Origin of the sequence: Rhodoblastus sp., from assembly GCF_041915505.1 — a bacterium.
GTDB lineage: Bacteria > Pseudomonadota > Alphaproteobacteria > Rhizobiales > Beijerinckiaceae > Rhodoblastus.
Genome location: NZ_JAYSBG010000077.1, coordinates 1 through 12,174, shown reverse-complemented (window position 1 = coordinate 12,174; position 12,174 = coordinate 1). Strand labels below are relative to the sequence as shown.

The window sequence follows — 12,174 nt, the reverse complement described above, 5'->3', positions numbered from 1 at the left end:
CGATGGCGATGACCGGATTTTTTTCGCGCGCCACGGCTTCCAGCGCGCGGGCGATCAACGCCTGCTGGCGCGCGGCCGGATCGACGAAGCCGCGCTCGCGCTGGATATCGGGCCACAGGCTGATCGCGATGTCGAGAAAGCGCAAGGTGATGCGCCAATAATCGTCGAATTCGCCATTGAGCGTTGCGAGGCCGCCCCAATCGACGTTTTCGATGATCATCTCGTCGATCAACGCCGCGAGATCGCCGGACAGGCGCCAGGCGTCGGCGGGATGGGCCGCGACCAGCAAGGCCTCGGGCGCGTGATGGACCGCGCCGTCGGCGTCGATCGAGACGATGGCTCGCTTGAGACTGCGCGCCCAGGCGAGGATCAATTCGCCCAGGATCATGCGCCGCTCGATATCGCCGGCCGCGCGCGGCAATTCCGGGTCAAGCGGATTGTCGAAACCGGCCTCGCCGCTCTCGCCGTCGAGCGCGCCCAGCGGCAGGATTTTCGGCAGCAGCAAGGCGGGGCTGTCGCTCTGGCGCGCCAATTCCGCGGCGAGCGCGCGGCCGGCGCGCCGCGTCGGCACATAGATCGTCGCTTTCGCCAAAGCCAGCGGCCCCGAGGCGCGCGAAAGGCCCGGGACGATCCGCCCGTCGAGCAAGGCGCGCGCGAAAATGTCGAGGAACGGCGCGCCGGGCGGAATGGTGAAAACGCGCGGCGTCACGATGGCTCCCGCCCGCCGCTCAACGGCCTTCGGGGCCCGAATAGGCGCGCTCGACGCGCGCGACGCGCAATTCGTAATGTTTGTACCATCGGGTTCGGCCCAGTTCCTGCGCGATGCGATGATCGGCATGATTTCGCCAGGCCGCGATCGCCTCTTCGCTGGCGAAATAGGCGACCGTCAGGCCGAAACCGCTGGCGTCGCGCGCGCTCTCCGCGCCGAGGCAGCCCGGCTGCTCCAGCGCGAGATCGAACATGCGCCGCGCCATTTCGCCATAACCATCATCGCCGCCGCGCCGGAGCGAGGTGAAAATCACGGCGAAATAGGGCGGCTCCGGCGTCGCCGCGAAAGGGGAAACCTGCGTGCTTTCCGCCATCGCCCGCTCCGTGGCTTATCCGGCTCAGACGACCGCCGCCCGATAAACCTTTTCCGCCTGTTCGATCACATCCGGCGCGCCGACATGAAGCCAGCGGGCCTTGAGCGGCAGGCCATAGAGCCGACCGCGTTCGGCGGCGGCGAAGAAGAACGGCGCGAGGCGGAACGGCTCCAGCGGGCAGCCTTCGAACAGAGAGGATTTGATGATGCCGACGCCGGTATAGACGAAAGGCGCCTCTTCGCCCGGCGCGGGCCGGCTCAGCCGCCCCTGCGCATCGCGGAAGAAATCGCCGCGCCCCTCGACGCCGAGGCTCTTCGACCGGTCGGCGAGCAGCAGCAACACATCCATTTTGGCGCCGTCCCAGGCGCGCGCCAAACGCGCGACCTGCGATTCCGGCTCGTCGATCCACAGCGCATCGGTGTTGCAGATGAAGAAGGGCTTGCCGCCGAATTCGTCGAGCACTTTGACGATGCCGCCGCCCTGGTCGAGCAGCAAATCGCGCTCGTCGGAAATTTTGATGTGCGGCGCCGCACGGTCGCGCAGATGATCCTCGATCTGATCCGCCAGCCAATGGACATTGACGACCGCCTCTTTCACGCCCGCCTCTTCGAGACGGTCGAGCATGTGGTCGATCATCGCCTTGCCGCCGACGCGCACCAAAGGTTTCGGCAGGCTCAGGGTGATCGGACGCATCCGCGTGCCGAGCCCCGCCGCGAACACCAGCGCCTTGTCCGGACCCGCGCTCATGCCGCGTCCTCCTGCGCCAGGAACGGCGGCAGATATTGCTCGAACCAGGCCCTCAGATCGGCCAGCGCCGGATGGCCGAGATTTTTCTTCAGATAGCTTTTCACGCGCGGGATATGCGCGAGATAGCCGGGCTTGCCATCGCGCTTGTCGAGCCGCGCGAAAATGCCGAGAATCTTGCTCGCGCGTTGCGCGCCCATGATGGCGTAGGATGAAGCGAAGGCGGCCATGTCGAAATCGGGCTGCGCTTTTTTCCGCGCGAGCGCATAGGCGCCGAGCAGTTTCAATTCCAGTTCGTCGGACACGGTCACGCGCGCGTCCTGCAGCAGCGACACGACATCGTAAGCGGGCGGCCCCAGCACGCAATCCTGGAAGTCGATCACGCCGACGCGCTGGATTCCCTCGCGCGACGGCAGCCAGAGCAGGTTGGGCGAATGATAATCGCGCAGGGTCCAGCCGGTCGGCTCCGCCAGCGGCCCGGCGAGAACCGCGCGCCAGGCCATTTCATATTGCGCCCGCGCGCCCGAGGCGAGATGCAACCCGGCGACATGCGGCGCATACCATTCCACCAGCAGTTCGACCTCGACCAGCAAGGCTTCGAGATCGAAAGGCGGAATGCGGTAGGTTCCACCCGAATAAGCGATCTCTTGCGGCAGCGCGCGCCCATGCAGTTCGGCGAGCAGCAGCGTGGCTTCGCCATAGCGTTCGGGGATCGGCCCGGCGTTTCCGGCCACGCCTTCCGTCCCGAGATATTCCAGCACGGCGAGGCCGACTTCGAGATCGGCGGCGAACAGGCGCGGCGCCGAAAAGCCCTGGGCGATCAAAGCCTCGTCCATAGCCACGAACGGCCGGATGTTTTCGGCGAGATGAACCAGGGCGCTATAGGGCTTGCCGGCGCGCACCGGCGGGCCGTCGGGCCGCGGCGGCGAAATCATCAGCACGGCCTTGTCGCCGTCCGGCTTGACCAGCAATTCATAGGCGCGTGTCGAGGCGTCACCCTGCATGTGCAGGCGTTCAGCCTCGTCCCAGCCGCAGCGCTCCAGCAACGCCTGGGCGCCGCGCAGGCGGATCAGGCGGCGCGCCGCCGCGCCGTGGCCGATGATCTCGGCGCGGCGGAAATCCGGGCCGCGCCGCCCATCGGTAAACAGCGCGATATCGAGCCGGTCCGGCGACAAAGCGGAGCCGGCTCGCTGCGCCCATTCGACCAGGACCAGCGCGCCTTCGGCCGCCTCGTCCCAGCCGAGTTCCGCCAGTTCGGACGGATCCTTCACCCGGTAGAGATCGGCGTGAACGATCGGGAAGCCCTCGGTCTCATAGACCTGCATCAGAGTGAAGGTCGGGCTCGGCGCCTCAAGCTCGGGATCGCCGACGAGTTTCCGGATCAAGGCGCGCGCGAAAGTGGTCTTGCCCGCGCCAAGATCGCCGCTCAGCGTGACCAGATCGCCCGCGCCGACCATGCCGGCGATTTCCTGCGCCAGAGCGCGGGTCGCCGCCTCGTCCGGCAATTCCACCCGCCAGACCGGCTCGCTCATGCGCCGCCTCCCGCCAATGCTTTCTTCTCCGGGCTCCCGCTCGTCGCGTTTTCGCGAAGCGGGAACGCGCAGGTCACGATCGTGCCCTCGCCGGGCGCGGAATCGATCCGCACCGTACCGCCATGCAATTCGACAAAAGCCCGCACGATGGACAGGCCGAGGCCGACGCCGCGATGGCGCGAATTGAGCGTATGGCTCTCGAACCGATCGAACACCTTGTCAAGCAGTTCCGGCGGTATGCCACGGCCACGGTCCGACACCTTGAACACGATTTCGGTCTCGCGCCGCAAGGCGGCCAGAGTGACGGTCTGGCCCGGCTCGGAAAAACCGATGGCGTTGGACAGCAGATTGAACAGAATTTGCCGCAGGCGCTGGCCGTCGGCGCGGAAGCCGCCAATATCGGGCGCGGCGATGATGGACAATTCGACATGCGATTCCGCCAGGCGGTCCTGCACGCCCTCGGCGGCCTCGTGGATGGTGCGCTGGATATCGACGTCGCCGAGCTGCAATTCCATCGCGTCGCGGTCGATAGTGGCGAGATCGAGAATGTCGTTGATGATCGCCAGCAGCGCCGCCGAGGATTTCAGGACATAGCCGGCATATTCGCGCTGCTTGTCGTTGAGCGGGCCGACGGCGTCGTCGCCGAGCAATTGGATGAAGCCGATGATGTTGGTCAGCGGCGAGCGTAGCTCGTAGGACACGTGGTGCACGAAATCATTGCGCAATTGCTCGGCGGCGAGCAGAGCCTGATTGCGTTCTTTCAGCGCGCGCTCGACATTGACGCCATCGGTCACGTCGATGAAGGTCAGTAGCGTGCCGCCGTCCGGCAGCGGCGCGGCGGCGCAATCGACGATCGAGCCGTCGGCGCGGCTCATGCGGCGCTGGAAGCCCATGCGCACGGCATGGAGCCCCGCGATCACGCTGCGCAGGTCCGACCAGGACGATTCGTCCGGCAGCAGCGCCTTGCAGGCGCCCGCCACGCTGTCGATATGGGGCCGCTCCGCCAGCATGGCGTTCGGCAGCCGCCACAGCCTGCCAAAGGCCGGATTATGCAATTTCAGCCGGCCGTCGGCGCCGAACACCGCCACGCCTTCCTGCAGCGTGTCGAGCGTTTCGCTCTGCACCCGCGCCAGCGCGTTGAATTGCGATTCCAGCGCGAACCGTTCGGTCACATCGTCGAACAGATAGGTCACCCCGCCCTGCGGATTGGGGTCGAAGGCGACGCGCAACGTCCGCCCGTCCGGCAGATGCCAGACCTGCGGCGCGGGCTCGATCGCCTGATAGACATTGTGCAGGGCGTTCTTCCAGCCACGATAATCGGCTTGTTCGGGGAGGCGGCGCGCGGCGCGCAACTGGTCCAGGATCTGGGAATCGGTCGGATTCTGGTCGAGGAAGGCCGGATCGAGCGACCACAAATGCCGATAGGCGGCATTGGCGAACACCAGCTTCTTCGCCCGGTCGAAAATGGCCACGCCGGTCGCGAGCTGGTCGAGGGTGCGGATGTGGGACTGCACCTGCCGCGCGTGATCGGCGCCCAGAGCCTCCAGTTCGGAGAGATCGTCGGCCATGCCGCCGGCGCCCCCCGGCAAGGGCGCGTCGAGCACATCCATCAGCCGGCGCACGCCTGCGACCACGACATGTTCGCGGTTGCGCCAGACCTGCCCCGCCTGCCGCGCGCGCGCCGCCGCCTCGCGCGCCGAACTGTCGAGCAGCTCCAGCTCGCGGGCCACCGCGTCTTCGGGGCTTTTGGCGTCCACGGCGCGGGAATAGGCCTCATTGACCCAGTCGAGCTTCTGGTCCGCCCCCCGCGTCCAGACCGGATGCGGCGAAAGGCCGAGCAGGCCGCGCAGATTTTCCAGTTGCGCCATCTGCTCCGCCTGGACCTTGCGCAGCCGCACCAGCTCCAGTCGGTCGCCCGAAACGTCGCGCACCCGCATCACCACGCGGCTGCCGATGGCGCGGCCCTCGGCTTCGAGATGGCGGCCGCCCTGGCTGACGAGGTCCTGGCGAAAGCCCTGGCCGCGCTCCCGCAGCAACGCGACATTGGCTTCGAGGCTCTGGGCCTGGTCGGCCGAAAGCCACGCCCCGAAGCCGAGCACCCGGCGCGGCAGCGGCGCGTCGACCACCAGGCTGACGTCGCCCTCGATCTCCGGATCGCCGCGCGCGCCGCCCCAGACCACGACAAATTGGGTTTCGGCGGCGAGAAAGGCGCGGGCGCGCTCGACCTGCTGGCGCAAATGGTCGATTTCAGCAGTGAGTTCGGCCTCGCGGCGCGACCATCGTTGCCGGCCGGTCAGATGCAGCAGAGCGGTGATGGTCGAGAACACCACCAGACCGGCGCCGAGCGACAGGCCCACCAGCCCGCCGGCGTCATCGACGCCGCCGAACGCCGTCACGGCCGCCTGGGCGCGGCTCGCCCCGCCCGGGACGATCAGCGCCGAAGCCGCGAGCCAACGCGCAAGGCGCAGGCGCGCGCGCTGGCGCAATCCCGTCTGGCGTTCTGTCGGCGGCATGAACCCGGCGTCTCCTTCCCCACGGGCCCTCATCCGGGGCAGGCCCGGCATCGCCCGCGCGAATCACCCAAATTTACTCTCCGGATTCTTGGTTAAGAAAGGGGAACGAAATGGAAAACGCCCCCAGCCGAGGCTGGAGGCGCAAGAATGTGCTTTGGCGCCACAGTTCGGACGCCGCCTTTTTGGGCGGACAGGCTCAGTAGCGGTAATGTTCAGGCTTGAACGGGCCTTCGGCGGGAACCGACAGATAGGCCGATTGCGCCGGGGTCAGCGTCGTCAGTTTCACGCCGATCTTGCCGAGATGCAGCTTGGCGACCTTCTCGTCGAGATGTTTCGGCAGAGTGAAGACCTTCTTGGCGTAATGGCCGGGCTTGGTCCACAACTCGATCTGCGCCAGCGTCTGGTTGGTGAACGAGGCCGACATCACGAAGGACGGGTGGCCGGTGGCGTTGCCAAGATTCACCAGACGGCCCTCGGACAGCAGGATGATGCGCTTGCTGTCGGGGAATTCGATCTCGTCGACCTGCGGCTTCACATTGTGCCATTTCAGGTTGCGCAGCGCCGCGACCTGAATTTCGGAGTCGAAATGGCCGATGTTGCAGACGATGGCGCGGTCCTTCATGGCGCGCATGTGATCGATGGTGATGACGTCGATATTGCCGGTCGTGGTCACGAAGATGTCGGCGCGCGGCGCGGCGTCCTCCATGGTGATGACCTCATAGCCTTCCATCGCCGCCTGAAGCGCGCAGATCGGATCGACCTCGGAGACCAGCACGCGGCAACCGGCATTGCGCAGCGAAGCGGCCGAGCCCTTGCCGACATCGCCGAAGCCCGCGACCATGGCGACCTTGCCGGCCATCATCACGTCGGTGCCGCGGCGGATGCCGTCGACCAGGGATTCGCGGCAGCCATAGAGATTGTCGAATTTCGACTTGGTGACCGAGTCGTTGACGTTGATCGCCGGCCACAGCAGCTTGCCTTCCTTCTCCATGATATAGAGACGGTGGACGCCGGTGGTGGTTTCTTCGGTCACGCCCTTGATGGCGGCGGCGCAGCGGCCATAGAAGCCGGGATTGGCCTTGAGGCGCTTCTTGATCGCGGCGAAGAGGACTTCCTCTTCCTCATTGGTCGCCTTGTCGAGGAAGGCGGTGTCGCCCTGCTCGGCGCGCAGGCCGAGATGGATCAGCAAAGTGGCGTCGCCGCCGTCGTCGAGGATCATGTTCGGCGTGCCGCCGTCGCCCCATTCGAAGATGCGATGGGTATAATCCCAATATTCCTCAAGGCTTTCGCCCTTGATGGCGAAGACCGGCGTGCCGGCGGCGGCGATGGCGGCGGCGGCATGGTCCTGGGTCGAATAGATGTTGCAGGAGGCCCAGCGGACATCGGCGCCGAGCGCCTGCAGGGTCTCGATCAGCACCGCCGTCTGGATGGTCATGTGCAAAGAGCCGGCGACGCGCGCGCCCTTCAGCGGCTGCGCCTTGCCATATTCGGCGCGGGTCGCCATCAGGCCGGGCATTTCCGTCTCGGCGATGGCGATTTCCTTGCGGCCCCAATCGGCCAGGCCGATATCGGCGACGACATAATCGTGGGTGAGATGGCTGGCGGTCATGGGGGTTCCGTCCTGTTGCGGGTCGCCGCTTCTATAGCAGGCGCGCCAGCTTGAGGCAATAAACATATATGCAAGTCTTTATATGACTGTTCAGCCCTTTCCGGCATCGAACCGCAGCGGTGAAGTTTCGCAGGGGACGCCGTCCCGCGCAAAACGCGGAACGGCTCGGGTTGGAGCGCTCAGCCCTGGCGCTCTTGTTCGATCAGACGTTGCAATAAACGGCGCACTTTCACGGGCGCGACATCGTTGGACATCAGCACGGGATCCAGCGAGAAGAAATCATCCGTGGCCATTTCGGCCGAGGTCGCCTCGATGATCGGGAAATCCTCGTCAACGAAAGCGTTATGCATGGCCTGGATCTTCATCTTGTTGAATTCACCGTCTTCCTCGATGTGATTGCGGCGGGTCGAAAACCAGTAGTGCGTGGTGTTCTCGGTCTCGGGCGTCGTCGTGTGCAGGTCATATTGGCCGACGCAATCCTTGAGATCGAGATTGCCCGGCCCCTGAATGGCGCCGACCGAAAGCTGGATATTGGCGGGCTGATGCCAAGTGATGTCGAAGAACATCCGCGCCTCGCCCGCCGGATCGGGCATAAAATTCGAGAAAATGTGCATGGCCGGGGTCTGTTTCCACTCCCAGCGGGCGTTCACCGTGCGCTCGCCCTCGACCACTTTCGGCACGAGCGGCGAGAGCTGCCCGCGCGTGGTGATGATCTCGCCGTGGACGTGGTCGATATGGCTGAGGTCCATCACGTTGTCGATGATCAGCTCATAATTGGCCTTGAGATACATGTAGGTATGGGCCACGCCATTGGGGTGGCCCTCGCTCAGCGGGCCGTAATCCGGCAGCAGCGAGGGATCGGGCTCCTCATCCGCCATCCAGATCCAGATGTAGCCATATTTCTCGACCAGCGGAAAAGTCCGGACCTTGGCCGCTTTGGGAATGATCCCCGAGCCGTGCGGATTGTGGACGCAATGGCCTTCGCTGTTGAAACGCAGCGCATGATAAAGGCATGAAACCTCGTCGCCCTGGCGCTTGCCGAGATGCAAAGGCGCGAAACGGTGCGGGCAACGGTCGCGCATCGCGACCGGCGTCCCGTCCTGCGTCCGGTAGATCATCACATTCACATTCAGCAATTTCCGATGGAACAGCTCGGTCGGCCCGACCTCGCTGGACAAAGCCGCGGCATACCAGGCGCGCAGCAGGAAGGGGTGATCCAGTTTGGTTTGTTCGTGAACATTGACGTGGGTGTTCATGGGGTTTCCTCTCCTTGATTTTCGCCGCGAAGGCGCCCTGTTGGTCGCGGCTTTTCTCACTTCGGGCCCAGGGCGGCCCGAACCTTTCAGAAATCGATCGTCAGCCGCGGGGTCAGCGCGCGCGAGCAGCAGACCGCGAAACGGCCGTTGGCGGCGCGCTCAGTGGCGGACTGGAAATGGTCGCGATGATCCGGCAGCCCCTCCAGAACCGGGAGCAAACAGGTTCCACAGACGCCCTGCTCGCAGGACAGCGGCGGTTCGACCCCCGCCGCCGTCATGGCCTCGGCCGCGGTGACGCCAGCCGGCACCTCGATGATGCGGTTGCTGCGCGCCAGCAAAAGCTGAAAGGCGCGGTCGCCGTCGCTGACAATCGGCGCGGCGGAGAAATATTCGTAATGCAGCCGGCTTTCCGGCCAGCCGCACGCGCGCGCCGCCGTCAGCACATGATCCATGAACCCCTGGGGTCCGCAGACATAAAGCCGCGCATCGGCCGGAGCGGACGCCAGCACGGCGGCGACCTCGAATTTCTGTTCCGCCGGTCCATCGTCGAAATGCCAGTGGGTTCGCGCGGCGAAAGGCGCCGTCTCCAGCCGTTGGGCGAAAGCGGCGCGGCGACGATTGCGGGCGCAGACGTGAAAATCGAAGCCGCGGCCGGCGCCGGCCAGCGTTTCGGCCATGGCGAGCAGCGGCGTCAGCCCGATCCCGCCGGCGATCAGCAGGCTGTGGCCATCCGCCGCCAGCGGGAAGAAATTGCGCGGCGGCCGCACCAGCAGCGTCTGACCTTCCGCCAGTTCGTGCGCCGCGCGCGAGCCGCCGCGTCCCTCGCGCTCAAGCAGGACGGCGATCTGATAGCTCAAGACGTCGCAAGGCGCGTTGCAGAGCGAATAGGGGCGGATGACGCCGTTGGGTAAAGCGATTTCGATATGCGCGCCCGCTTCGAAGGTTGGCAGGGCGTCAGGCCCGCCCGGATCGAGCGCAAGGGAAACGATATCCTCGGCTTCGATCGTCCGTCGGGCGACAATCGTCCGAAGCCAGCCGTCATCGACGGCCAAGCCCGCATAAGTCATCGGCGTTCTCTCCCTCAGCGTCGCTTTGCGACTTGTCGTTCGGGTCTTGCGGTCTTTCAGGAAGACGCAGCCCTTCGCGATGGAGGATAGCGAGAAACGTGCCATTCAATAAAAAATGATAAATATCAAACTATTAGACGATAATTGCGCACGCCACAGCGGCCCTGCAACGGCAAATTTCGATATTTCAGAAAATATCGCCTTTTCGTTTTCGCTATTTCGTGAAACCCTCGAAAAAAAAATCGGGAGGACACATGGCGGCGACCAGAGAGCCGCGGGACGCGGCGCAGAAGGCGCGGCTCGATACCAATTTGTCGAGCGCTTTCGACCGGACCTTGCGCGATCATCTGCATTTCGCGCCGGATTCCGGCCATATCTCGCTTTATGGCCAACGCATGCTGCTGTTCCACGCGGCGGCCTTCACCGATCTCCGCCGCGAGCTGATCGAGCGCCTTGGGCTGCCGCAGGCGCGCGAGATCATGACGCGGCTCGGCTATCAACAGGGTTTTGACGACGGCGTGCGCATCCGCGAGGACAATGGCCAGCGCCGGGTCGAGGAACAGCTCGCCATGGGACCCCGCCTGCGCGAAATCGAGGGCTTCGTCCGCAATCATCCGGTCGACGCCATGGTCTGCGACGGCGAACGCGGCGCGTTCTGGGGCGATTATTACTGGAGCGCCTCCTTCGAGGCGCAGGCCCATCTCGACCATTCCGGCCTGAGCGGCGAGCCGGCCTGCTGGATGATGGTCGGCTACGCCAACGGCTATTGCACGGCGGTGACGGGCATGCCGATCCTGTGGCGCGAGCTGGAATGCGTCGCCATGGGCCACAGCCGCTGCCGGGTGGTGGGGCGCGCGCTGACGGACTGGCGCGACCTTGACGAAGAGGACGCCGGCCTGTTGCAGGCGCCCTTCGAGACGACGCCGCGCGGCTCGGCCGCGCCCGGCGAGGGATTCGACAATTTCGTCGGCTCGTCGGCCGGCTTCAAAGCCGCGGCCGACATGGTGCGGCGCGTGGCGCGCGCCGACGCCACGGTGTTGTTCCTCGGCGAGAGCGGCGTGGGCAAGGAGCGGTTCGCGCGCGCGCTGCACGCGATGAGCCGGCGCGCGGACAAGCCTTTCGTCGCCGTGAATTGCGCCGCGATTCCCCATGAGCTGGTCGAGTCGGAATTGTTCGGCGTCGAGCGCGGCGCCTATACCGGCGCCGACAAGGAGCGGCCCGGCCGTTTTGAGCGCGCCGACGGCGGCGTGCTTTTTCTGGACGAAATCGCAAGCCTGCCGCATTCCGCGCATGGAAAACTGCTGCGGGCCTTGCAGGAGCGCGAGATCGAACGCGTGGGCGACACAAGGGTGCGCAAGATCGACGTCCGCATCGTCGCCGCCGCCAATCAGGATTTACGCCAAGAGGTGGCGGAAGGGCGCTTTCGCGCCGATCTGTTCTACCGGCTCAATGTCTATCCCATTTCGATCCCGGCGCTGCGCAACCGGCGCGACGACATTCCGCTGCTGGTGTCGTTTTTCGTCCAGCGCTTTGCGAGCAAATATGAAAAGAAGGTCGCCGGTTTCACACGCCGCGCCTATCGCGCCTTGTGGGACTATGACTGGCCCGGCAATGTCCGTGAGCTGGAGAATATCATCGAACGCGCCGTGATCCTGACGGATGATGGCGAAGCCGTCGATCTGCGCCATCTGTTCACGGGCGGCGAGCAGGTCCGTCCCGCCGGTTTCGATCCCGGCGACAATGGCGCGCCGATCAACGAAGAGCAGGACGCGCGGACGCCGATCGCCGAAGCGATTTTGGACGACTTCCAGTCCTTTGAGGCACTGGAGCGCGATGTGCTGAAAGCAGCCCTGAAACAGGCGAAGGACAATGTCTCCGCCGCCGCCCGCCTGTTGAAAATGCGCCGCGGCCAATTCGAATATCGTCTGAAAAAGCATCTCTCCGCGCCGCCGGACCCTTGATGGCGGCGCGAGCCCGCCTTGGCGCCGAAGTCGAAAACTCCGCGCGGAGCGACCCTCTCGGTCCTCCCGCGGCTTTGTGCGGGAGCCGCCGTAAGCCGCATGGCCGCCGCAGGCTGAACCTTTCGGTTCCTCCGCGCGTTCGGTGGAGCGGACTCGCTTGGGAAGAGGCCCGACGCCCATGGATGCGGACGCCATTGCGACGAAAGTGGTCTCCTCCTTGGCGAGCCATCGCCAGATTCCCGCCTTTTCTCAGTCGCCCGGCGGATTGAGCGTCGCAGACGCGTATCGGGTGACTCCGCTGCTCCGCTCCGCATTCGAGGCGCGCGGCGAGACCATCGTCGGGCGAAAGATCGGCTTCACCAACCGCCGGATGTGGGCGGCGCATGGCGTTCAAGAGCCGATCTGGGGCT

The 12,174-nt window shown here is 65.4% G+C and carries 8 protein-coding genes and 1 pseudogene; 1 reads left to right on the top strand and 8 read right to left on the bottom strand.

Features of this window, described 5'->3' with window-relative positions; all coding sequences use genetic code 11:
- The 8 genes and pseudogenes from ACE3S9_RS07165 to ACE3S9_RS07130 form a co-directional block, all read right to left on the bottom strand.
- Positions 1–709, bottom strand: a pseudogene (locus ACE3S9_RS07165) (double-strand break repair protein AddB); the annotation flags it as partial.
- Between the two features lie 19 nt (positions 710–728).
- Positions 729–1,082 carry an antibiotic biosynthesis monooxygenase gene (locus ACE3S9_RS07160; protein ID WP_374545756.1) on the bottom strand — a complete coding sequence of 118 codons (354 nt, stop codon included), beginning with the start codon at positions 1,080–1,082 and terminating at the stop codon, positions 729–731.
- A 24-nt stretch (positions 1,083–1,106) separates the two neighbouring features.
- On the bottom strand, positions 1,107–1,829 hold the full coding sequence (locus ACE3S9_RS07155) for a nucleotidyltransferase family protein (RefSeq protein WP_374545755.1): 723 nt from the start codon (positions 1,827–1,829) through the stop codon (positions 1,107–1,109).
- Positions 1,826–3,358: a tRNA (adenosine(37)-N6)-threonylcarbamoyltransferase complex ATPase subunit type 1 TsaE gene (gene tsaE, locus ACE3S9_RS07150; protein WP_374545754.1), complete on the bottom strand. Its 1,533-nt coding sequence runs from the start codon at positions 3,356–3,358 to the stop codon at positions 1,826–1,828. The genes ACE3S9_RS07155 and tsaE overlap by 4 nt, the downstream gene beginning before the upstream one ends.
- A complete protein-coding gene (locus ACE3S9_RS07145; protein ID WP_374545753.1) occupies positions 3,355–5,871 on the bottom strand; it encodes an ATP-binding protein in 2,517 nt (838 codons plus the stop codon). Before ACE3S9_RS07145 ends, tsaE begins: the two co-directional genes overlap by 4 nt.
- Positions 5,872–6,067: 196 nt before the next feature.
- The gene (gene ahcY / locus ACE3S9_RS07140; RefSeq protein ID WP_374545752.1) at positions 6,068–7,480 is read right to left on the bottom strand and encodes an adenosylhomocysteinase; all 1,413 of its coding nucleotides are present in this window, start codon (positions 7,478–7,480) and stop codon (positions 6,068–6,070) included.
- Positions 7,481–7,659: 179 nt separating this feature from the next.
- Positions 7,660–8,736 (bottom strand): Rieske 2Fe-2S domain-containing protein, encoded by a 1,077-nt coding sequence (locus tag ACE3S9_RS07135; protein ID WP_374545751.1) that lies wholly within the window; start codon positions 8,734–8,736, stop codon positions 7,660–7,662.
- A gap of 86 nt (positions 8,737–8,822) precedes the next feature.
- Positions 8,823–9,803 (bottom strand): 2Fe-2S iron-sulfur cluster-binding protein, encoded by a 981-nt coding sequence (locus ACE3S9_RS07130; RefSeq protein WP_374545750.1) that lies wholly within the window; start codon positions 9,801–9,803, stop codon positions 8,823–8,825.
- A 254-nt stretch (positions 9,804–10,057) separates the two neighbouring features.
- On the opposite strand from ACE3S9_RS07130, the gene ACE3S9_RS07125 reads away from it, so the two are divergent.
- Positions 10,058–11,764 carry a sigma 54-interacting transcriptional regulator gene (locus tag ACE3S9_RS07125; RefSeq protein ID WP_374545749.1) on the top strand — a complete coding sequence of 569 codons (1,707 nt, stop codon included), beginning with the start codon at positions 10,058–10,060 and terminating at the stop codon, positions 11,762–11,764.
- The last annotated feature ends 410 nt before the right edge of the window (positions 11,765–12,174 follow it).

Bases quoted from the DNA above. Each gene is read 5' to 3' on its own strand.
- ACE3S9_RS07160 (WP_374545756.1), bottom strand. From the start codon at position 1,082: ATGGCGGAAAGCACGCAGGTTTCCCCTTTCGCGGCGACGCCGGAGCCG.
- ACE3S9_RS07155 (WP_374545755.1), bottom strand. From the start codon at position 1,829: ATGAGCGCGGGTCCGGACAAGGCGCTGGTGTTCGCGGCGGGGCTCGGC.
- tsaE (WP_374545754.1), bottom strand. From the start codon at position 3,358: ATGAGCGAGCCGGTCTGGCGGGTGGAATTGCCGGACGAGGCGGCGACC.
- ACE3S9_RS07145 (WP_374545753.1), bottom strand. From the start codon at position 5,871: ATGCCGCCGACAGAACGCCAGACGGGATTGCGCCAGCGCGCGCGCCTG.
- ahcY (WP_374545752.1), bottom strand. From the start codon at position 7,480: ATGACCGCCAGCCATCTCACCCACGATTATGTCGTCGCCGATATCGGC.
- ACE3S9_RS07135 (WP_374545751.1), bottom strand. From the start codon at position 8,736: ATGAACACCCACGTCAATGTTCACGAACAAACCAAACTGGATCACCCC.
- ACE3S9_RS07130 (WP_374545750.1), bottom strand. From the start codon at position 9,803: ATGACTTATGCGGGCTTGGCCGTCGATGACGGCTGGCTTCGGACGATT.
- ACE3S9_RS07125 (WP_374545749.1), top strand. From the start codon at position 10,058: ATGGCGGCGACCAGAGAGCCGCGGGACGCGGCGCAGAAGGCGCGGCTC.